Below are 22,427 nucleotides of genomic sequence, written 5' to 3'. Positions count from 1 at the left end.
TATCATTTTTTACTTTTTTTAAAATAAAATAACATAAACATCTGGTTGTATTTCAATACATTACACTAAAATAAAAAGCATATAAAAGTTCCTTACTAGATAACAGCGGCTTTCAGATTATAATACCCCTCCCCTCACAACGATTGCAACTTTTCTTACATATCACAATGATGTCATGTAAAAGGCTAAAGATAGAGTACATATTCTATAATCACCATTGCATAAACCTCTTACACGCTTTATGCTTTGCCATGAGAGCAAAAGGAAGATGTCAATGTCATCTAAACTGACGCGTAACCAAACATTGGTTTTAAACACTTTAAAAAATGCAAAAGGGCCTTTAAGTGCTTATGCGATTCTCAATCACTTACGCGAAGAAGGCTTTCGTGCACCTCTCCAAGTTTATCGTGCGTTAGAAAAACTCGTACAGTTAAAGTGTATTCATCGTCTTGAAAGTGTAAATGCCTTTATGGTCTGTTTACACCCTGAAAACTGTCAACATGAACTTACAACGTTTATAATTTGCGAAAACTGTGGTACAGTCAATGAAATACAAAATCAAACGATTGTATCAAGTTTAAAACAGATGGTTCAAGCTGTTGACTTCCAAGCCCACAAAAGCACCCTAGAAGTACGAGGTCTTTGTAAAAAATGCGTAACAAAATAAGACCTTGAACTTGCAAGTTCATATTTTTAGCATTATGTTTCGGAAATTATCTTATTGTTTGAAAAGCTCTTATCGTCCTTGCATGTATATCACCCTAGTCTATAGCGATAGGTTTATTATACTCAGTGGAACATAAATATTGAAAGTATAAAATCATGTCCGTAGCTGAGACAATTTTTTCGACCAAAAATTTCAATAAAACGCAACAAAAGAAAGCAATCAAGGCTCTTCTTATTATCTTTGCACTTTTTGTTATTTGGTTTAGCTATAAGTGGGTAACGCAATGGCGTTATATACTCGCTACTGAAGATGCCTATGTGCAAGGAGATATAGCAGCTATTGCGACTAAATTAAATGGATATATTGAAAAAATTGCCATTAAAGCCAACCAAGTTGTAAAAAAGGACGATGTTTTATTTTACCTAGACAATGGTGATTATCAAATAGCCTTGGATCAAACAGAAGCGCATCTTAACACACAGAAAAAAACACTTCTACGCATTGATGCACAAATCACAGCCGCTCGTAGTGCTTTAGATGATGCAAAAGCACAAAAAGCCGCTGCTTCAGCCATAGCAACCAATGCACAACTCAGCTTAAAACGTGTAACAGAACTGAAAAAAAATCGTTATGCTCCTCAATCCGATGTTGATGATGCCAAATCAGCTTATGAACAAGCCATTGCGAATGTTAACAGAGCGGATGCACAAATAGCTGCAGCACGTGCAAATATCCGAGTGCTAGAAGCGCAACGAAGTGAAATAGAAAGCCAAACAAAGAGTTTAGAACTCTCGCGTGAAAAAGCACAACGTGATCTTGATTCGACCATTATACGAGCGCCATTTGATGGAGTTATAGGAAATTTAACAGCAAAAACGGGAGATTTTGTTGTAAATGGCCAACGTCTTGCGGCGTTAGTCCCCATACATGCACTTTATATTGAAGCAAACTATAAAGAAACACAGTTGCAAAATATTCACCCAGGACAAAAGGCTTATATTGCTATTGATGCCTTCAAAAAGGAGTTTTTTACAGGAAAAGTGCTTTCTATTTCGCCCGCAACAGGCGCTGTTTTTTCTCTTTTGCCTCCACAAAATGCTACTGGTAACTTTACAAAGATTGTCCAGCGCATTCCCGTACGTATTTCTATTCCAGAAGAAGTCTTAAAAAACGGACATATCCGAGCAGGAATGAGTGTTTCAGTGAAAGTTGACACACGTACAAAGCCACAAGATAAAAGTCTCTTATAACAAAAAAGTAGAAGATCTTACGATGACATCTTCCATACCAGAGCCCATACAGTCTCAAGAAAGCATTGGATTGCACAAAATTGTAGTTTTTATTGCTATGTCTTTTGGCATGTTTATGGCAATCTTAGATATCCAAATCGTTTCCTCTTCTTTAGCTGAAATTCAAGCGGGGCTTGCAGCAAGCTCTGAAGAAATTTCATGGGTTCAAACCTCCTACCTTATCGCTGAAGTCATCATGTTGCCGCTTTCTGGATTTTTAGGACGATTGCTTTCAACACGTGTTTTCTTTACCTTATCAGCTATCGGTTTTACGATTACTTCTGTTCTTTGTGCAACGGCAACATCTATCGGAGAGATGATTTTATATCGCGCACTACAAGGTTTTATTGGTGGTGGAATTATCCCTAGTGTTTTTGTTGCCTCCTATGTCCTTTTTCCTCCTTCCAAACGTCCCATTGTTACCCCTATCGTCGGACTGGTCGCAACATTAGCCCCCACCATTGGTCCAACCGTGGGAGGTTACATTTGTCATCTCTCATCATGGCATTGGCTCTTTCTCATCAATGTACCCTTCGGGATTATCATATCAATTCTCGCTTGGAAATTAATTGATTTTGATAAAGCTGATCCCTCTTTAATGAAGAAATTTGATTGGTTAGGACTCATTTCTATGGCTACTTTCTTGGGAACTTTAGAGTATGTTCTAGAAGAAGGAGCACGTCATGATTGGCTGAGTGATAGGCTGATTCGGGATTTGTTCATTATTATGATTCTTGCTGCAGCCTTATTCTTCTGGCGTGCTTTTACAGCAAAAGAACCCATTGTAGATCTCTCTACTTTTTCTAATTTTAATTTTTCTGCTGCATCCATTTTTTCCTTTGCACTAGGAATAGGTCTTTATGGACTTACATATCTTTATCCTGTCTATTTAAGCCAAATCCGCCATTATGATGCGCTCATGATTGGAGAAACATTGTTTCTTTCAGGATTCGCCATGTTATTAACTGCTCCACTTGCTGGATTTCTTTCAGCACGAATGGATGCACGTTTAATGATGGCAATAGGACTTTTGGGTTTTGCAGTAGGCACTTGGATGGCGAGCTCTATCACAGATAACTGGGATTTTTTGCAACTCTTTTGGCCGCAAGTTTTCCGTGGTGCTTCTGTGATGTTGTGTATGGTTCCTATTAATAATATTGCCTTGGGAACACTCCCGCCAGAACGAATGCAAAATGCTTCTGGACTCTTTAATCTCACACGGAATCTAGGTGGTGCTGTAGGGCTTGCCATTATCAGCACTCTCATGACAAAACGCACAGACTTCCATTATGAACGAATAGCTGAAACGCTTAACCACGGAAACAGACAAGCAACAGAAATGCTTTCAAAGCTTACTTTGTTTTTCAAAACAGAAACCTTTGATTCCTATACTCTGGCTCTTTCTCAATTGTTTGGTATGGTACGCATACAAGCAACGATTATGGCTTTTAGTGATATTTTCTTTATCATAACCATTATCTTTGGTACTTTGACAGTTATGACCATTTTTCTTAAAAAAATACCACCTCTCATGGATTCACCACCAAATCACTAAACTTAATTAAAATTGAGAAATATTTTTCATCCTTATGACTTTAGAGCTTCCTATGTACTTTATCTCTTTTCAAGAGACAGTATAAATCAACTTGTGATTCTAAATGATTTTTCTGATAAAAATTCAGTTCAATGCGGGCTCTTTACGCATTTAAAAATAACTTCTCGCATACAAAAATTATCTTAGATGATAATAAATAAAGAGCTTATCTAAAGTGCTCCACACCATAAAGATAAAGCAGCTATTTCTATAAGATTTCTGATTTATCACCATAGAGAAAAAAACGTTAAAACAATATTTGCGCCTGTCATTAAATCTCTCATCTATTTACCCCCCCCTTTTTACGCTACTATCTTCATAAAAACTATTCTGTAAGATTCTTTGTCCTTCACTCTTTTGATTCTCACACGAATATTCATAAAAGATTGATGATTCTTGTGATTTTTATTCACACACCTATTTCCCTTATAATGTGTAGGGTAACATTTTTTGATTCTGAATGCGAAATTTTACATGAGAAAATCATTTTGTATGAGATACTCTCATGCCAATTGCAACTATTCCCTTTTACATAAAAAGCAAAGAGATAAAAACTGTTTAAGAAAAAAGTAAAATATCCAACCGTTTTGATGCAAGATCTACCAACGATATTGAAAACTGGAAAACTGTATGATGATACCGGCTTTAAAAGAATACAAGATCACTCAAAAATCCAGTTCCTTTAATATTATAAAATAGGACGCTATTCCCCAAAAATGAGCTTTAAATATATTCCTAGTCACTTAACTGAAATTATCAAAAATAAGAAATCAGCCACATAAAGAAAAAGTCATATAATAAAATCGCAATACAACTCCCCAAAAACTTTGTACCGCTAAATGCTTTGGCACTCGCCAAAACAGTATGCTCTCCTCAATGCCAGCTGTTAAAAAACAAAATAAACACTATCCTCAAGCCACTTTATGATGCTGAAAACCATTTGAAACTTCTCGTTCTCCACTAGGAACTAAAGTGCCATAACACCCAGAAAGATAATGTGGTATCAGTTCCAACGCTTGAAAGCGATGCTTTTCATAAGGACCAGGCATTGCCAAATTTTCTGTTAAACTATTTGAAAAGCCAAAACGTTGATAAAATTCAAAATCCCCTACCAGCAAAATGGCGCCATATCCTAATTTTTTTGCTGTTTCAATTACATGGCGGACTAAGATTGATCCTATTCCCATACCAGCACATTCAGATGCAACAGCCAAGGGGCCCAAAAGTAAAGCATGTTGTGTTTTATTTTTTCCTTTAGAAAAAGAAACATGCCAAAGACGGACACTTCCCACAAGCTCTCCAAGCGCATTTTTAACCACAAAAGAAAGCCCTTGAGCAGCTAACCGCCCACGACGTAAAGCCTCTGATGATTTACGTTTACGTCCATACCCCATCGTTGAATCAAGCAAAATTTCTCGATAAGGCTTATCGGCTTCTTGCTCCAATGAAAGTGTAAAACATGCCCCATCTTTTGTTTGAAAATTCATCATGTTCATCTCTATAACCGCCCTCTTATAGCGCCATGACGAGCATAGCAAAAAATCCAAAAAACCTATAGTTAAAAGGAAATGTCAGATCACATATGATCGTAAAGGCTCAAAACCATTAAAAGCAACCGATGCATAAGTTGTTGTGTAAGCCCCCGTTCCATGAATCAATATTTCATCTCCTATCGTTAGGGATAGAGGAAGCGGATAAGGTGTTTTTTCATAAAGAACATCTGCGGAATCGCATGTTGGTCCAGCCAAAATACAAGGCTCCATAACCTTATCATCATGAGGTGTCTCAATAGGATAACGAATGGCTTCATCCATAGTCTCAGCAAGACCATTAAATTTTCCAATATCAAGATAAACCCATCGTACATTATCGTTATCAGCTTTTTTGGATATTAGAACAACTTCTGTACGAATAACACCAGCATTGCCAACCATCGCACGCCCAGGCTCAATAATCGTCTCAGGAATACGATTACCAAAATGCTTTTTCAATGAATCAAAAACTGCTGTACCATAAGCTTGTTCTGTAGGGACATCTTTCAAATAACGCGTTGGAAAACCGCCCCCCATATTCACCAACCTCAGCGAAATACCTTCTTGTTCCAAACGCTTAAAAACTGTAGCAGCATCCGATAAAGCACGATCCCACGCACTCAAATCAACCTGCTGAGATCCAACATGAAAAGAGACACCATAGGCTTGCAAACCCAATTGGTGTGCCCGTCTTAGAACATCAACCGCCATATCTGGAACACAACCAAATTTGCGTGACAATGGCCACTCTGCACCTTTTCCATCAGTAAGAACACGGCAAAAAACACGTGCTCCTGGAGCAACACGCGCAATTTTTTCTACTTCTTCAACACAATCAACGGCATAAAGTGAAACTCCCAATGCATATGCTCGTGCAATATCACGCTCTTTTTTAATCGTATTCCCAAAAGAAATACGCTCTGACGTTGCTCCTGCTTTTAAAGCCATTTCAATTTCTGCAACAGACGCCGCATCAAAAGAAGATCCTAAAGAACTCAGCAAACGCAAGATTTCAGGAGCTGGATTGGCCTTTATTGCGTAAAAAATACGAGACTGAGGCAGAGCTTTTTCAAAATTTAAATAGTTGTCACGAACAACATCAAGGTCAACAATTAAGCATGGACCTTCAGAACGATGTGTTGCAAGAAAATCGCGAATACGTTGCGTTGCCATCTGCAATTCTCCTTGAGGGAAAACTCCCCCACTCTATGCTTGGACAGCCAAAGCTGCCAAAAGCTAAAGGACAAAAAACACACAACAACCATCCCCATTCTGATTACAAAAAACCAGAAATTAGCATTGCATGCAGCGAAAGAACAGCGCGAAACCGCGTTATTCTATTTTATCTGCCTTTTTGATTGGAGTTGAGAAAACCACTTCCGCACTGAAGGCAATGAGGTGTGCCTCTATAGTTATCCCAGCATTTAAAAGCTGGAAGACACCAGAAAGGCCCGCACCGTCGTTGCTTCAAGATGTCCTCATTCTTGCAATTGGCTGTAAGAATGACTGGAGCGGTTAGTTCCAGGTACCGTACCGGTTAATCTCACCATTTGAGAACCAGCGGACACCCACAGGCACGTGCGACTTTGGGCAAGGAGTCCTATAAAACGAATTCTTGCTCATTTCAATCATTTTTTTAATTTTAAACATTTTTTAATTCTTAAAGATAAAATGATGCGAAAAAACAACACTCTCCTCCACCAGACAAAGCTATCCATCCGCTTTCATGAGATCACACCCCTTACATCATCCGTGCAACATAAATCACTGTCTTGCTTTTAAAGCCCCTCGTTTCTTTGCCCTATTCTATCTCCTAATATCCGCAGCAGAAAATAACGCAAAATAAATTACTCAACACATTAATTTATAATGATAATTTATTATTTTGCCCTTAAACAAAAATCTCAACATAAAATTCTCTTATTTCACCCCTCTTACAATGAATCAATGAAAATCATTCTTTTGCACATCACAAATAAAAAACAATTGAAAAAAGGAGTACCTCTTATACATCCTCTCAAATGCAAGGATAAGCAAAATTGAAAACTGGGGATAGTAACACGACTGAAGCACCATCATCTTTAAAGATAATGATGCCCTTCTCCAACAAATACCATTATCTTTCTTATTTAAATCCTAAAAAAACATCCCTGCTTCCACATCCATTTTACAGCATCACTTAAGCAAAATATCATGAAGAATTCCCCGTATAATATAACTTGTATGATATAGATCAACTACATCTCACCCTCTTTATACTTATCAAATTAAAAACAAACGCCCCCATTCTATCTGCCAACTCCCAACATTGCAGAAACTCCTACATTGAAATGTTTCATAACACCTTCTCTAAAATGATTTTTGTCCACACGTTGCTTCCATTTGCAACGTACAAGTGAATGAGTTTTACGCGATCATTCTCATCTAATCTGGAAGCAATAAAGTTCACAATATTTAACTCTATTTATTCAAATCAAAATAAATTATCATTATAAATTAATGTATTATATTAAATTCTGGAATCATAAATTCCTATTATCATTTTATTTTTCCCACCTAGCATCTGCTTTTTCATCTCCTCTTATTAATCACATCTTATTCATACGCTTTTCTCTTAAGCTATAAATCTCCCTCCCCTGCACTGTTGGTGAAGAGAGTTTCTATTTTAAAATGAAAAGTATTTAAAAACTCAATCCTATAAAATGTCAGGAGAGAAAACGATCTATAATGATTATTTATAAATCAAATAATTTAACATAAACAAAAAGACCGAATAATATCCGGTCTTATAAAATATTTTTTTACCAATATAAAAAACGCTTCTCTCTTAAATTTAAGAGAAAAATGCTAAAATTTACAGCGCTACACTGCGCTATCCTTACGTCCCTTGATGAGAATCAATTGCACGCAACTTCAACAATTGAAACTGCCTATGGCGCTCACGAAAGCGCTCTCTATCGGCTTCACTACGCGTGTTATAACAAGCATCACAGGAAACACCTTCCTCATAATGAGGCGATAATTTGCTTTCAGCATTGATAGGAGAACGACATGCGCGACATAATTCGCGTCCACATTCTTCAAGACCATGTTGAACAGAAACACGCTCATCAAAAACAAAACACTCACCCCACCATAAACTTTCCTCTTTTGGAATTTTTTCTAAATATTTTAGAATACCTCCTTTTAAATGGTACACCTGATCATAACCAAGCTCACGAACATAAGCTGTTGATTTTTCACACCGAATACCGCCTGTACAAAACATAGCAATTTTCTTTTTCTTCTTTAAATCAGCTTCGTGCTTGAGAACCCATTCAGGAAATTCGCGAAATGTTTTAATCTGCGGATCAATCGCTCCTTGAAAACTTCCAATCGCATATTCATAATCATTACGCGTATCGATCAAAATTGTCTCTTCATCTTGAATAAGAGCATTCCAATCTTCAGGATCCACATAAGTACCCACAACTTTTAGCGGATCAACCCCTTCAACCCCCATTGTCACAATCTCTTTTTTCAACCGCACTTTCATGCGATGAAAAGGCATTTTTGATGCCCATGAATATTTAATCTCTGGCGTTTGAAACGCTGGCTCAGCGGTAAGAAAATCCACCAACGCCTCAATCGCAGCACAAGAACCAGCAACCGTTCCATTAATTCCCTCTTGTGCTAAAAGCAAAGTGCCTTTGATATCCTTTGCTTGACATAAATCCTGCAAAGGTTTTTGTAATTGATGATAATGCTTCAAATCTGCAAAGCAATAAAGTGCAGCAACTTTAAAATTCTTTTCCATGTGTTTTGCCATAACGCGCGTTTCATTCAATTTCAAGATTTATTCATGTACTCTTTAACATATTGTGCTTAATCAAACGATACAAATAATATCATCTCCAAGAAGAAAAAATATCATGTGCCAAAAAAGAGAAAAGCTTTTATTATATCTCCAAGGACAAACTGTTATACCTGTTTTGCTCATTGACAATCTACAAAGTGCTGTACCCTTAACACGCGCTCTTGTCAAAGGTGGATTAAAAACAATTGAGATCACCTTGCGAACACCAAATGCCCTCAAAGCAATTCAGAAAATTACACAAGAAGTCCCTGAAGCAATTGTTGGAGCCGGAACAATTCTCAACACAACACATTACGAAAAAGCCGAACAAGCTGGAGCCAAGTTTATTGTAAGCCCCGGATTATCCAATGAATTAATCAATTGTGCAAAAAATAGTGAAATTCCCCTTCTTCCCGCTGCAATGACCCCAAGTGAACTCATGCAAGCATTAAACAAAGGCTATTCATATCTTAAATTTTTCCCAGCTGAAGCCGCTGGAGGTATTTCCTTCATCGAAGCTTTAGCATCTCCCTTCTCTGATATCCGGTTTTGCCCAACAGGCGGTATTACACAAAAAAGTGCAACACAATGGCTCCAACTGCCTAACGTCTTCTGCGTTGGTGGTTCTTGGATAGCGCCCCAACAACTTATTGCAATAAGTGATTGGGATTCGATTACTGCATTAGCATATACTGCATCACAACTTCCCTCTCCCTCGAAAAAAGCTCTTTCTACAATATAATGTAAAGTGCAAGAACATCAGCCCCTTCAACAAAATCAAAGCTTTCAAACATCCTTGCACAATCTTTTAACATTGCCATAGAACCACAAATCATCACCCGATCTTCAGCGAGATGAAATTTGGGGAGTGCTATTGTTTCAAAGCCGCTTGTTTCAAAAAAGCACCCGCTCTCCATAACAGTCGTAATACGCCCCATCGGCTTAGAAAGTTCGCACATGGTCATAAAATAAAATTTCAACTGTTGTGCATATGCTCCAATGAGTGGATCTTGTTGCAAAGAGGAAAAAAGATCTTTTGCATAAATTAACTCATTCTGCTCACGGATTATTTAAATAAGGACAACTTCTGAAAATTTTTCATAAGTGTCAGGATCACGAATAAGGCTTGCAAAAGGAAAAAAAACCGTACCGGTTTGAAAGAAGATAAAGCATCAACTTCCTCACTCATTATCCCACAAAAGCGCGCTCTACAACATAAGTAGCAGGAGCATTATTGGCCCCTTCAACAAGACCAAAACTTTCACACATCCTTGCACAATCTTTTAACATTGCCATGGAACCACAAATCATCACCCGATCTTCATCAGGATGAATTTTAGGAAGGCCAGTTGTTTCAAAAAAGCACCCGCTCTCCATAACAGTCGTAATACGCCCCATATGCTCAGAAGGTTCACGAGTAGTCATAGGATAAAATTTCAACTGTTGTGCATATCCCCCAATGAGAGGATCGTGTTGCAAAGAGGAAACAAGATCTTTTGCATAAACTAACTCACTCTGCTCACGCGTTGTTTGAATAAGGACAACTTCTGAAAATTTTTCATAAGTTTCAGGATCACGAATAAGACTTGCAAAAGGAGCAACCCCCGTCCCAGTTGAAAGAAGATAAAGACGTTTTCCAGGAATAAGAGCATCAAGAACCAGTGTTCCTGTAGATTTTTTACGCATGAGAACTGTATCACCAATTTTAATTTTTTGGAGATGCTCGGTTAAAGGCCCCCCTGGAACTTTTATCGAAAAAAACTCAAGCTGTTCGTCCCAAAAGGGACTTGCAATCGAATAAGCGCGATAAACCGGCTTTTCTGCATTTGGCAAACCGATCATAACAAACTCACCCGAACGAAAACGAAAACTGTCCGGACGATTCAAACGGAATTTAAATAACCGATCTGTATAGTGACAAACCTCTTGGACAGTAAGGGCGAACACATTCTCAGGAATCGAAAAATTTGCAACGCTGCTGATGTTTGACGGAACATTGGTAGCAGACGTATTCATACTCTTCCCCATATCTTTATTGAACGTTAAATTTCGAATCCTTGACGTGATATAGTACTTGCATAACCATCTGCCAACAATTTTTTTAAAACAAAAATCTCAAGATTAACACTTTATTAAACGAATGAGGAAAATGCGGATACAAATCCCATTCAAAGAAAAACAAAAACTTTGAGTATTAAACAGTCATGGGGCTCTTTTCCCTTTAACACATAATGCATATTTTTCCATTGTAACGCTATAACACTCTCTCGCTTAACAAAACTTATGACCCAAAACCTTTAAATAAGAGAGATAAATTTTTGTTGATTGAACGATAACCGCACGAATCTTCAACAAGATTTCCGGTATTACATCTATTGTTTTCCTTACTGACCTTTTTACACTGCTCTTTCGATAAATATCCATAAATAAAAGAGTCTAACGCGCACTATAAAGCGATAAAATTGATTTCACTAAAAACCAATCAAACAATAGAAAGTAAATATTGGATACCCAATCCATCTTGAAAACCAACAACATCCAAATCAACGGGCTTTCTAAATCAACAGTTTTTAATGTATCAGAAAGTGTTTACACACTGTTTTCCATTTAACAAAAATAACTTTAAGTGCATGAGACGACATCCAAAATTGCACAGATAAGTGATCTTTCCCCCATGATAGAAAACTTGTAATGCATTGATTTAGAGTGGTTAATTTAATCATTTTACCTTCTCTGAATAAGCAGCCCATGCAATGTTTAATCCAAACAATCGCACCAGCAACAACAGCCTAATATTGCACTCTTCAAAATGATACAATACAATAAACTATGTTTTATTTTTTTATATGCCTCAACTAGGAAAAATAAGTAAAAAACAAAAGTCTATGTTTTACAAATTATTAGAAGATACCGTGTTGCTAATAACACAAATAAAACTAAAATATCTCTTATATCCAGAGTACCATTTTACATAAAAAACGACTTTAATGGTGTGTAATTCAGTATAAGCTCCTTATGATTTTGACCATGGAAAATAGTGTCTTTCCCTATATCGTAAAGAACCTCAATGAAATAACCAAAAAACTCCGTATTTCACGAACACAGATAAGCTTTTAAAATGAAAAAATCCGTTAATGATGAAATCAATACATCACTCTATGTAGCTGTAGCAACCATCGATGTCAGTGCCATTGTTTCCAATTATATCACTTTAGCCAAACGTGTAGCTCCAACACAATGTTCAGCAGTTGTAAAGGCAAATGCCTATGGATTAGGAGCTCACAAAATTGCTCCTGCCCTTTATCAAGCTGGTTGTCGCACTTTTTTTGTCGCCCAAATCATAGAAGCACTCCAATTAAAAAGCATTTTACCATCAAATGTCACGATTGCTCTTCTGAATGGACTTCCACACTTAGCAGAAGAATTTGTCGCACAATCTGGTATTGTTCCTGTTCTAAACTCTTGGAATGCCATTGAAAATTGGCAAAAAATTTGTCAAAAAAAAGATAAAAAATTTCCAGCAATTGTTCAAATCGATACCCATATGAACCGATTAGGACTGGATCAAAAAGAATTACAAAAACTCATCAAACACCCTACAATTTTCGAAAAAGCAGAAATAAAATATATTCTCAGTCACCTCGCGAATGGAGAAGACAAAACACATTCATCCAATTATACACAATTGGCTACTTTAAAAACCATCCTTGCGCAATTGCCTGCTTGCAAAGTTTCCTTTGCTAATTCTGGAGGTATCTTTCTAGGATCAGATTTTTATTTTGATCTTGTTCGTCCAGGCATTGCACTTTACGGAGTTGATCCGCGAGGGAAATACCCATCACCTCTGAAACCTGTTTTAAAACTTGAAGCCCAAGTTATTCAAAACCGCGTTGTTGATGCAGGAGAACCTGTTGGTTATGGAGAAAGCTTTATAACCAACAGACCAAGCACTCTTGCAACCATTTCTATAGGCTACGCAGACGGCTGGCTCCGTGCTCTTTCGAATAAAGGAACAGTTTATTTCAACGGGCACAAACTTCCCATGGTTGGGCGGGTTTCTATGGATTCCATTATTGTAAATACGACCGATCTTGATCAAAAACCTCAAACAGGTGACTGGGTAGAACTCATTGGACCCCATCAAACACTTGAAAAAGTATCTACAGATGCCAGTACCCTTCCCAATGAAATTCTAACATCTCTTGGCTCCCGCTATAAATACATTTACACATAAAAACTCTTTTAAAAAATAAATTGATAAAAATCATCATTTTAGAAAATTGAGGAGCTTTTACGAAAGATTTTAAACAATCAATCACATAAAAGACACCGCACATTCACAGAAATCTCAAAATAGACAAATTGATGAACTGTTTTATGGAAGTAGCTTTCACTCAAAATATAAAAGCTTAGCCTTTTCTCCATAAATTGACAAAAAAGAATCTACTGCAAAGTTTTTAAAATTAATTGCCCAATTAAACCAAAATATTAATTCTCTAGATATCAAACAAAACATCCAGTCTTGTAAGTTTCTCTTATGTTCAGCTTTGTTCATAGTGAAGCAATCAAAATCATTCGCTTGCATACCACAAACTGGACTATGTGTAGATAAAAATGATTTAAGAAAAGAATACCTCTTATGAACCATCTCAAGTGCCAATAGCTATAACATTAAGCGGCTGAAAAAGTGTATGATAGTGCCAACTTCTTCCTTCATAGAGCCTAAAGATTGGGAGCTCTCAATAGATTTATCGTTGTATCATTCACGAGCGCCGTCGCGAAATGGGATTGGGAGCGAAATGTCTCTTTAAAACAAACACGTGAATTAACAACCAAAGCATATTCTTTTTGGAGTGTTCTGTTTTACATAAAGGTTGGGCACCCATTAAAAAACATTGCTTTAGATGCTTCTGATAGCCGTAAAGCTGAAAGGGAGATGACAAACTGAGGATTGAGTTTCACCTTTACGGCTTTATATTTCTCTGAAATTGGATGTGGATTTACAGACAACAGCTAAAACACACGGGCTCTTAGGAAAACAACATCGTAAAGTCACAAACTGACTTACAATTGATTGGAAAGATGTGCCGGCTTTTTATAAGATACTCTGTAAAAAACAACCATAATACATTTGGTTTTGCATTTACTCATTCTGACAGGTGTTCTTACATATTTTTGCGTCATAGTTATAAAAAGCAGATTAAAGAGAAATATTTAGGCAATTCTTGACTTAAGAAGATGCAACAATAGAGTTTCGCGGGGCTTTATCATCAAAAGCACTAAAATTGATTTTATTCTTTCTGCAACCGGTCGTAGTCACCTTAGTGAGAGTAATATGTCACAACACATGCAACAGACTGGACCCTATCCCCGTAGGTTTCACTCTCGTTTACGTGAATTAGCTGGCTAGACCAATGCATCTAGTCACTAAAACCATGTCATACGATAGAAGGCAAAGAAGAGCATGCCTATTGCCCACAAAACACAGCTTTTTTGTCAACTTTTTCGATTTTTCTCATGTTATAAAAAACTATGCAAAATTCTAGAAAATAGACAAATAACTCCACAATAACATGATCAATAAGTAAAAAACCCACACAAAATGTGTGGGCTTTTTTGTTTATACAAATAAACGAAGTAAATACATATTTTTATTTAATAGGTATTTCCCAATGGCGGACACGAACAAATAAGCATTCTGTCTCCCGCAACATTATCAATACGCGATACAGGAGGCCAATATTTATTGGCTGGATCAAGAGAACTGTTGGGAAAAGCAGCTTCTTGTCGCGAATAGGGTCGTGCCCAAGCATCATCTAAAGTATCTGCCACTGTATGAGGGGCATTCACCAATGGATTATTGTCTTTTGGCCAAACCCCACGACCAACTTTCTTTGCTTCTTCAGCAATAGAGAGTAAAGCATCACAGAAACGATCAATTTCTGCTTTTGGTTCTGATTCCGTTGGCTCAATCATCAAAGTTCCCGGAACAGGGAATGACATCGTGGGCGCGTGGAATCCATAATCAATGAGACGTTTTGCAATATCATCAACACTCACCCCATACTGCTCTTTCAACACACGTGTATCCACAATACATTCATGAGCAACACGTCCATGCTTGCCCCGATAAAGAATGGAATAAGCGGGTGAAAGACGTGCAGCAATATAATTGGCATTTAAAATGGCTATTTGTGTTGCATATTTTAAGCCATCAGCCCCCATCATTCGAATATACATCCACGTAATCGCAAGAATAGACGCACTTCCATAAGGAGCTGCCGCAATCGCATGTGTTGTCCTATCCTGTTCATGCCCTGGTAAGAATGGTTTGAGATGCGCTGCAACTCCAATTGGTCCCATACCAGGACCACCACCTCCGTGGGGAATGGCAAATGTTTTATGAAGATTCATATGACAAACATCAGCGCCAATATCTGCAGGACGAGCAAGCCCCACAAGCGCATTGAGATTAGCGCCATCGAAATAAACTTGTCCGCCATTTTCATGAATAATAGAACAAATCTCCTTAATGCTTTCCTCATAAACACCATGTGTTGAAGGATAAGTGATCATGAGAGCAGCCAATTTATCCTTATGCAATTGCGCTTTCATTTTAAGATCGTCTACATCAACATCACCATCGCTTAAACATTTTACCACAACGACTTCCATACCTGCCATATGCGCCGAAGCTGGATTGGTACCATGCGCAGATGCAGGAATAAGACAAACTGTACGTTGATGTTCTCCCCGTGATTGGTAATATCGTCGGATAGCCAAAAGCCCCGCATATTCACCTTGAGCACCAGAATTTGGCTGAAAAGAAACTTGCGCAAATCCTGTAATTTCGCACAACCACGCATTTAACTGATCGATCATCTCCAAATAACCCGCTGCATCCTCTTGTGAAACAAAAGGGTGTATATTGGCCATACTAGCCCAACTCACAGGCATCAATTCAGCCGCCGCATTAAGCTTCATTGTACAAGAACCAAGAGGAATCATAGCACGATCCAGCGCCAAATCCTTATCTGCCAAGCGACGCAAAAAGCGCATCATATCTGTCTCTGAATGAACCGCATGAAAAAAAGGCTGAGAAAGAAAAGCAGCATCCCGCATTTTGCCAAAGAGTCGAGGAGAAACCTGATCGCCTAATTGTGCCCCCAAAAGCTGCGCTAAAGCACCAGCATCTTCTTCTGTTGATAATTCATCAAAATTAATTGCAATAGTGTCATCATCGAGAACACGAATAAGGCGCCCACCTATTTTGGCTTGATGCGCAATCTCTCGCGCTTTTCCCTTCACAACAACGCTTACGCAATCAAAAAAAGATTCTCCTTCACAAAAAACACCTGCAGCCTTTAAACCAGCAACAAAACGGCATGTTAAATGATGAATTCGCTGCGCAATTGCTTGTAAGCCTTTCGGCCCATGCCAAACAGCATAAGCAGTTGCCATATTAGCCAACAACGCCTGAGCTGTACAAATATTTGACGTCGCTTTATCGCGTCGAATATGTTGTTCACGTGTTTGCAAAGCTAAACGAAAACCAACACGCCCTCTCGTATCCACGGATTGACCAACAATACGCCCTGGAATAAGACGCGTTAACGCATCACTCACTGCAAGGTAACCAGCATGTGGACCACCAAATCCCATCGGAACGCCATAACGCTGCATAGAGCCAACAACGATATCTGCCCCCCATTGAGCAGGTGGCTCCATAAGGGTAAGTGCTAAAGGATCAGCCACAACGATAACTAAAGCTCCTTTTTCCTTTGCCTCTTTTATGATCTCACTGTAATCATGAAAAGCACCTTTTGTATCTGGCCAAGATAAAACAATTGCCGCTGTATTAGAACAAATTTTCCTCTTTTGGCTAATCTGAATCCCTTGTGTTTCAGCACGCGTTTGCGCAACACTTAAAGTCTGAGGATGTAAAAGACTCTGAACAGAAATCTTCGTCTTTTTCTCACGAGAAAAGCGAAGAGCGAGGGCATTGGCTTCAGCTAAAGCGGTTGCTTCATCAAGAAGGGAAGCAGCAGCAACAGGCAAACCTGTGAGTTCACTCACCAATGTCTGAAAATAAAACAAAAGTTCTAAACGACCCTGGCTAATTTCTGCTTGATAAGGCGTATAAGCAGTATACCAAGCAGGATTTTCAAACAGATTTCGTAAAATAACTGGAGGCACATGAGTTCCATGATATCCTTGCCCAATAAAACTTTTGTGCACACAATTACGCTCCATCATCTTGGAAAGTTCTTCCAAGGCTTGTCCGTCACTAGCAGCCTCTGGAAGATTCAATGAACGTCCCAAATGGATAGAATGTGGAACAGCTTGAGAAATGAGTGTATCAACACAATCAAGCTCTAAAACATCAAGCATTTTTTGTGTTTCATCAGGTCGCAGCCCAATATGTCGAGAAGAAAAAGAACGCTCGATCATGATACTCATCCAATCAAAGCCTTATAAGCATCTTTATCCAACAACCCTTCCAGTTGTGTCTCATCCTGCAATGTCATTTTCCATAACCAGCCTTCTGTTTCGGCTTTCTGATTTACCAATTCAGGATTATCAGCCAATGCTTCATTTATTTCGACCACTTCACCATCAAGAGGAGCATAAACATCTGAAGCCGCTTTCACCGATTCCACAACAGCCGCCGCCTCTCCTTTGGAAAGTTTTGTCCCACTTTGTGGTAAATCAACAAAAACCAAATCTCCTAATTGCTCTTGCGCATAATGCGTAACCCCAACAGTCACCACTTTTCCTTCAACGCTAAGCCATTCATGGTCTTGTGTAAAATAAGTTTTAGACATAAAAAATCATCCTTTAAAATAACGTTGTTCAACAAAGGGAAGTGAATGAACTGATAATACAATCTTTTTGCCTCGCAGTTCTGTAAAGACTTGTGTCCCTTCAACTTTACAATCAACAGGAACATAACCCATCGCGACAGGACCATCAAAAGAAGGACCAAAACCACCTGATGTTACAATGCCAATCTCATTACCTTGATCATCAAGAAGCACCGCACCAGCACGAATAGGTTGACGCGTTTGCGGTTTTAATCCAACACGACAACGAGCAGGTCCTTTTTGCAGTGCTTCAAGAAAAGCCTTCGCACCATAAAATTGTGCTTTTTCTCGAACACTTTTAGGAACAGCCCATGTTAGAGCCGCATCAATAGGTGTCGTATCAGGGGTAATATCATTTCCATGCAAACACAGCCCTGCTTCCAACCGCAAGCTATCGCGTGCTGCAAGTCCAATCCACTCAACACGAGAATCACTCAGCAATTTTTCAGCCAACATATGCGCATGCCCTATAGGCAAAGCAATTTCAAAACCATCCTCTCCCGTATAGCCAGAACGCGTTATAAACCAATCTTGTTGTGGTTCGAATCCTTGCATAAAGAACAATTCATTCCCTGGTAAATCAGCATCAGCAAGAACAGCAGCCGCTTCAGGACCTTGAAGAGCAAGCAATACCCTTTCAAGAGCAATCACTTGACATTCAAAATCAACCGCACGCTTTTCCAATTCTACAAAATCAGCCTGTGCATTCCCAGCATTGGCGACCAACATAAAACGGCTCTCTTCCAAACGGGTAATGATAAGATCATCAAGAATACCAGCCTGCTCATTAAGCAAATAATTATACCGTGAATGCCCAATCTTTAAAGCTGCTGCATCAATGGGAAAAGCATAGGACAAAAATTCCACGGCTTGTGCCCCTTCAACGGCAATCAATTTCATATGAGAAATATCAAAAAGTCCTGCATGTGCACGCGTATGAAGATGCTCTTTCAAAACGCCAAGAGGATAAGTTAAGGGCATGTTCCACCCCGCAAAAGCACCAAATTTTGCTCCTGCTTTTTCATGCAAATCATATAAAGGAAGTGTTTTTAAAAAAGATGTTTCTTGTGCTGTGCCCATAATAACTCCAAAGCTGCGCTAACGCCCACAGAATATGGCCGTCTCTGCCCCCTCTGTCATCAACCTGAGAGACTCGCGAAAAGATTTTTCGCTTACACCTTCGGCGCGGGCTCTCCCGACTTTCCAGATCTGCCTTCTTCCTTTTACGGTCCTTAAAGCCTGAGAGATTATGGGCTATTTCCCCTTCGGCGGCAATGCGAAAATTCGCAATCTGCACTCTCCCGCAAAAGAATGAAAGAAACGATAACGCTCTTTCCAGCATATTTTAACCTATAGCCTATCTTTATCACACTGTCATTAGTAAAGTGATGAAAATGTTCTCATTTTAAAACTTGCATAAGCTGCTTCAAAAGATTTATAATAGTACCCTTTTGAACCTTACAAAAATTGCAAGGAACACATTTTAGGAAATTTAAGAAAAAAATCAAAAGCTATAAACAAAAATACCTCTTGAAAATCATGCAAAACGTCACACACTAAAAAGACCGCAAAGCAATATTCTTTCGCGCGCAGTCAACCTTAAAGATAGGGTCTCATATTCTTTTTTAGAATTAGGACTTCAAGTATTTTATAAGTATGATTTTAATGCACAAGAAGTGGGTTTTCTGCTTTCTCAATAGTGTCATAAATTGCAACTATTTACAGACTAAAACTACCGAACAAAGGTGACAAAATACTCATGAAAGCTGGTAATATCTCTTACAATTGCGAAAATGATCTTCCAAAGCAAATTGCCCTTTTTCCTTTAGAAGGTGCACTCTTACTACCCGGTGGTTTTTTATCACTCAACATTTTTGAACCAGAATCACTTGAAATGATTGAAAACGTTATGGTAACCGATCGTCTATTGGGCATTATTCAACCACTTTCATCGAATACAGACCGCTTCTCTACACAACTTTATAAAACAGGCTGTATAGGGCGCATTACAAACTACAGTGAAACAGGAAATGGACAACTGTTCATTATCTTACAAGGTGTTTGCCGCTTCACCTTAGAACAAGAATTGACAAACACAAAATCCTATCGAACAGCTCTTATCCAATCAAACATAAAAGACTTGCAAGAATTTGATGTTGAAGAAAGCATTAACCGAGAAAGCTTACTTGACGTTGTAGAAAAATATCTAACCATACATGAAATGGAATATAATTGGAGCAGTATCATAGAAGCCCCTACACCTATATTGGTTAATGCTTTTTCAGCTCTTATCCCCTTTACACCAGCAGAAAAACAAGCTCTCCTTGAAGCTCCAGATATCGAAAGCCGTGCCCAAACTCTTCTTGCATTAACAGAACGCTCACTCATGAAACAAACAGGTACAGATTACCGTTTAAACTAATAAACGTCAAAACATGAAAAAAATGACCACAGATCCCAAAATGCTCGAATTGCTCGTTTGTCCAATAACGAGAGGAACACTCTCTTACAACCGAAAAACACAAGAGCTCATTTCTCTCAAAGCCAAACTTGCCTATCCTATTCGTGATGGCGTCCCCATTATGCTTGCCTCAGAAGCGCGCCCTTTGCAAAACAATGAAAACGTAGCCTATAAAAAATAAGAAAATTTCGTTCATTTTTTCTGGAGAAAACTGTTATCAATCACTGCTCTATGAAAAGCTCTCTTTTGCTCATGCAATCTTTTTAATATTAGTGCTAATCCATTACACGCCAGCACCAGCATTCTCTTTACCAACTCCCCTCTTTACCAACTTCAAATGTTATACTTACTCTAAAAAGTCTTTTGCTTCTAAATGCGAAAAGAAGCTTCCGTTTTTATACAAAATAAATAGATAAAGTCTTATAGTTACAATTTTAAACATACCCCATAATGATCACCAAGAAATTGTCCTAAATTTCATCAAAATAAAGGGATGCATTGCAACAGTTGCACGTAAACTTTGCAAAAAACAACCAAAACAACTGCTGTCACTCTGGTTGACGATTTAAAGAAATTATCCTATGAATGAACTTGTGTTTTTGGTCGTATACGCAGCGATCAATAGGGCCTGGAAGCCCTGAAACCGAGTATAAAATAAACCCGCTTTTTGCGGATATCCCGGAATTTCCGGGGGTTCTTGTTGTGTCCAAGTGCTTTCAGCACTAAAAGCAAGAGGCTGGCTCGGTTTCAGCACTTCCAGACCCCGGAAACGCTTATTCCATAAAAACATAATAAATTCAGTGTGTTATATGCAATTATTTTATAAGAATCCACTTAAGAATCCACACTTTTATGCATGATCCATTTGACCCTTTTTTATATAAGATTGCCATGTATGAATAGATCCTAAAAATGCAAATATTATAACGCATGTGTGCATTCAGACGAAATGAAAAGCCGATATCACTCATAACAGTTTATAAATTTTATGATACGTTTTTATCACAGCACAAATTACACTGTTAAAAATTTAGTTGTTTGGAATTATCGATAACATACGTTTAAAGATCACATTTTGTTTTAATGATTGGATTGTTAATCCCATGATAAAAACATAAAATTACAGTTCTCAAAATTGAGAAGCGTAAAATCTAAAGATGTTATCGCAACATTAGATTATCCTATAAGAAGGTAATCATTTAAAACTTTTATAAGCTTATAGGTTTAATTTATAAAGATTGCATAAAAGGATTTAAAGACAAGATCGCTTTTAAAAACGCTTTCTAAAAATTTAGAACGATAAGTAAGAAGCATAAATATAGTATCATCACAACAGCTATGCTAATTTTAAAAACGAAACTGTATTCGCTTCCACAAAAAAATGGAAACGAACAATGCAATAGCAGTAAAATACTATCTACTTAGACATGGTACTAGAAAACGTTTTAAAAGTTACCGTTTAAAAGCACAGAGCCAAATATGGACTGAGTGATTTACTCACCCCAAAATTGGGGGCAGCTATTGAGACAAAGATAAGCAAGCAAAATTCAAAAATATTTAACATTATAAGGCATGGGATTTTACTTAATTTTGCTAGCCAAATATAGAGCGATTAATTTGCAAAGAAGTTACATTTGAGTGCAAAATGAAAATACGCTTATGAAAGCTTTTCTAAATGCACGTTTAAACGTTTGAAACTGATGTTTATAACAGTTTTTAAAGCCTTGCGTTTGATAAAATAGGTTGTTTATTGTCTTATGAGAGATGGTTTTGAAAACCAATGCTCGTAAATGTAAAAAACCGTTTTGTTATAAGATATTCACTTAATATGCATTTGCTTTTGATTGGATTGATAAAGCTACCGAGCATTTTGATTTGTTTGATCCGTTTAATAGCCATAACAAGCGTTTATAGGCTCTCTCATTCAAATGAGTGCTTAAAGATCATACGCACATTTACGTTTCTTTTGATAAGTTTTCATATCTCTCATAGAGCGCTTGCAATATGATACGTTTTGTATATATGCATTCATTACTCCATTGTGGATGATTCATTTTAATCAATAAAAAACGCTATTTGAAAGCCGCGTCATATCACTTGGCACGGCTTTTTTTTATTTTACTCTCTCTTTTATGATATGTTTATAGCAATGCATTTTATATGCGTTCATAACCATAAAGAATGC

At 37.9% G+C, this 22,427-nt stretch carries 14 protein-coding genes, 1 pseudogene and 1 riboswitch; of the genes and pseudogenes, 7 read left to right on the top strand and 8 right to left on the bottom strand.

Going from position 1 to position 22,427, the window contains the following annotated elements; genetic code table 11:
* Nucleotides 1–274 precede the first annotated feature (274 nt).
* The 3 genes from ACFIKJ_RS07745 to ACFIKJ_RS07735 all read left to right on the top strand — a co-directional run bounded on the left by ACFIKJ_RS07745 (nucleotide 275) and on the right by ACFIKJ_RS07735 (nucleotide 3,511).
* On the top strand, nucleotides 275–667 hold the full coding sequence (locus ACFIKJ_RS07745) for a Fur family transcriptional regulator (protein WP_015856750.1): 393 nt from the start codon (nucleotides 275–277) through the stop codon (nucleotides 665–667).
* A 155-nt stretch (nucleotides 668–822) separates the two neighbouring features.
* A complete protein-coding gene (locus ACFIKJ_RS07740) occupies nucleotides 823–1,917 on the top strand; it encodes an HlyD family secretion protein (RefSeq protein WP_375626789.1) in 1,095 nt (364 codons plus the stop codon).
* Between the two features lie 22 nt (nucleotides 1,918–1,939).
* Entirely contained in the window at nucleotides 1,940–3,511 is a 1,572-nt protein-coding gene (locus ACFIKJ_RS07735) for a DHA2 family efflux MFS transporter permease subunit (protein ID WP_375626788.1), read from the top strand.
* 950 nt (nucleotides 3,512–4,461) lie between these two features.
* On the opposite strand, the gene ACFIKJ_RS07730 is transcribed toward ACFIKJ_RS07735, so the two are convergent.
* From ACFIKJ_RS07730 to ACFIKJ_RS07720, 3 genes are all read right to left on the bottom strand, one after another.
* Nucleotides 4,462–5,046: a GNAT family N-acetyltransferase gene (locus tag ACFIKJ_RS07730; RefSeq protein ID WP_375626786.1), complete on the bottom strand. Its 585-nt coding sequence runs from the start codon at nucleotides 5,044–5,046 to the stop codon at nucleotides 4,462–4,464.
* A gap of 75 nt (nucleotides 5,047–5,121) precedes the next feature.
* The gene (locus tag ACFIKJ_RS07725; protein WP_375626784.1) at nucleotides 5,122–6,255 is read right to left on the bottom strand and encodes a type III PLP-dependent enzyme; all 1,134 of its coding nucleotides are present in this window, start codon (nucleotides 6,253–6,255) and stop codon (nucleotides 5,122–5,124) included.
* 1,705 nt (nucleotides 6,256–7,960) lie between these two features.
* Entirely contained in the window at nucleotides 7,961–8,878 is a 918-nt protein-coding gene (locus ACFIKJ_RS07720; protein ID WP_375648557.1) for a rhodanese-related sulfurtransferase, read from the bottom strand.
* Nucleotides 8,879–8,993: 115 nt separating this feature from the next.
* Between ACFIKJ_RS07720 and eda the strand changes: the two genes are divergently transcribed.
* Entirely contained in the window at nucleotides 8,994–9,659 is a 666-nt protein-coding gene (gene eda, locus ACFIKJ_RS07715; RefSeq protein WP_273791461.1) for a bifunctional 4-hydroxy-2-oxoglutarate aldolase/2-dehydro-3-deoxy-phosphogluconate aldolase, read from the top strand.
* Here the strand turns inward: eda and ACFIKJ_RS07710 are convergent.
* Together ACFIKJ_RS07710 and ACFIKJ_RS07705 are read right to left on the bottom strand one after the other, a co-directional pair.
* A pseudogene (locus tag ACFIKJ_RS07710) lies at nucleotides 9,638–10,071 on the bottom strand (ferredoxin--NADP reductase); the annotation flags it as partial. The gene eda and the pseudogene ACFIKJ_RS07710 overlap by 22 nt on opposite strands.
* Before the next feature lie 34 nt (nucleotides 10,072–10,105).
* Nucleotides 10,106–10,933, bottom strand: coding sequence for a ferredoxin--NADP reductase (locus ACFIKJ_RS07705; protein ID WP_375627438.1), 828 nt, complete (start codon nucleotides 10,931–10,933; stop codon nucleotides 10,106–10,108).
* Nucleotides 10,934–12,035: 1,102 nt separating this feature from the next.
* Here ACFIKJ_RS07705 and alr point away from each other — a divergent pair.
* Nucleotides 12,036–13,151: an alanine racemase gene (gene alr / locus ACFIKJ_RS07700; protein WP_375670416.1), complete on the top strand. Its 1,116-nt coding sequence runs from the start codon at nucleotides 12,036–12,038 to the stop codon at nucleotides 13,149–13,151.
* A 1,421-nt stretch (nucleotides 13,152–14,572) separates the two neighbouring features.
* Here alr and gcvP read toward each other — a convergent pair.
* The 3 genes from gcvP to gcvT are packed head-to-tail and all read right to left on the bottom strand — an operon-like array spanning nucleotide 14,573 to nucleotide 18,861.
* Complete coding sequence (gene gcvP / locus ACFIKJ_RS07695) at nucleotides 14,573–17,368, bottom strand: aminomethyl-transferring glycine dehydrogenase (RefSeq protein WP_375670417.1); 2,796 nt, start codon at nucleotides 17,366–17,368, stop codon at nucleotides 14,573–14,575.
* 5 nt (nucleotides 17,369–17,373) lie between these two features.
* Nucleotides 17,374–17,742 carry a glycine cleavage system protein GcvH gene (gcvH, locus tag ACFIKJ_RS07690; protein WP_273723568.1) on the bottom strand — a complete coding sequence of 123 codons (369 nt, stop codon included), beginning with the start codon at nucleotides 17,740–17,742 and terminating at the stop codon, nucleotides 17,374–17,376.
* 6 nt (nucleotides 17,743–17,748) lie between these two features.
* On the bottom strand, nucleotides 17,749–18,861 hold the full coding sequence (gcvT, locus tag ACFIKJ_RS07685) for a glycine cleavage system aminomethyltransferase GcvT (RefSeq protein WP_375627441.1): 1,113 nt from the start codon (nucleotides 18,859–18,861) through the stop codon (nucleotides 17,749–17,751).
* Nucleotides 18,862–18,997: 136 nt separating this feature from the next.
* A riboswitch (glycine riboswitch) is annotated at nucleotides 18,998–19,095 on the bottom strand.
* Between the two features lie 445 nt (nucleotides 19,096–19,540).
* Between gcvT and ACFIKJ_RS07680 the strand changes: the two genes are divergently transcribed.
* The gene (locus ACFIKJ_RS07680; protein WP_375644963.1) at nucleotides 19,541–20,203 is read left to right on the top strand and encodes an LON peptidase substrate-binding domain-containing protein; all 663 of its coding nucleotides are present in this window, start codon (nucleotides 19,541–19,543) and stop codon (nucleotides 20,201–20,203) included.
* A gap of 13 nt (nucleotides 20,204–20,216) precedes the next feature.
* Nucleotides 20,217–20,423 (top strand): Trm112 family protein, encoded by a 207-nt coding sequence (locus tag ACFIKJ_RS07675; protein WP_375627442.1) that lies wholly within the window; start codon nucleotides 20,217–20,219, stop codon nucleotides 20,421–20,423.
* Nucleotides 20,424–22,427: the final 2,004 nt, after the last annotated feature.

Source organism: Bartonella sp. PS7NMGDW (assembly GCF_042193585.1).
Lineage (GTDB): Bacteria > Pseudomonadota > Alphaproteobacteria > Rhizobiales > Rhizobiaceae > Bartonella > Bartonella grahamii.
The sequence above is the reverse complement of the archived record's forward strand: the minus strand, read 5'-3'. Positions and strand labels throughout refer to the sequence as shown.

Coding starts and splice junctions, on each gene's coding strand:
- ACFIKJ_RS07720 (WP_375648557.1), bottom strand. CDS start 8,878: ATGGAAAAGAATTTTAAAGTTGCTGCACTTTATTGCTTTGCAGATTTG.
- gcvH (WP_273723568.1), bottom strand. CDS start 17,742: ATGTCTAAAACTTATTTTACACAAGACCATGAATGGCTTAGCGTTGAA.
- gcvT (WP_375627441.1), bottom strand. CDS start 18,861: ATGGGCACAGCACAAGAAACATCTTTTTTAAAAACACTTCCTTTATAT.
- ACFIKJ_RS07745 (WP_015856750.1), top strand. CDS start 275: ATGTCATCTAAACTGACGCGTAACCAAACATTGGTTTTAAACACTTTA.
- ACFIKJ_RS07675 (WP_375627442.1), top strand. CDS start 20,217: ATGAAAAAAATGACCACAGATCCCAAAATGCTCGAATTGCTCGTTTGT.
- gcvP (WP_375670417.1), bottom strand. CDS start 17,368: ATGATCGAGCGTTCTTTTTCTTCTCGACATATTGGGCTGCGACCTGAT.
- ACFIKJ_RS07705 (WP_375627438.1), bottom strand. CDS start 10,933: ATGAATACGTCTGCTACCAATGTTCCGTCAAACATCAGCAGCGTTGCA.
- ACFIKJ_RS07725 (WP_375626784.1), bottom strand. CDS start 6,255: ATGGCAACGCAACGTATTCGCGATTTTCTTGCAACACATCGTTCTGAA.
- ACFIKJ_RS07680 (WP_375644963.1), top strand. CDS start 19,541: ATGAAAGCTGGTAATATCTCTTACAATTGCGAAAATGATCTTCCAAAG.
- eda (WP_273791461.1), top strand. CDS start 8,994: ATGTGCCAAAAAAGAGAAAAGCTTTTATTATATCTCCAAGGACAAACT.
- ACFIKJ_RS07740 (WP_375626789.1), top strand. CDS start 823: ATGTCCGTAGCTGAGACAATTTTTTCGACCAAAAATTTCAATAAAACG.
- ACFIKJ_RS07735 (WP_375626788.1), top strand. CDS start 1,940: ATGACATCTTCCATACCAGAGCCCATACAGTCTCAAGAAAGCATTGGA.
- alr (WP_375670416.1), top strand. CDS start 12,036: ATGAAAAAATCCGTTAATGATGAAATCAATACATCACTCTATGTAGCT.
- ACFIKJ_RS07730 (WP_375626786.1), bottom strand. CDS start 5,046: ATGAACATGATGAATTTTCAAACAAAAGATGGGGCATGTTTTACACTT.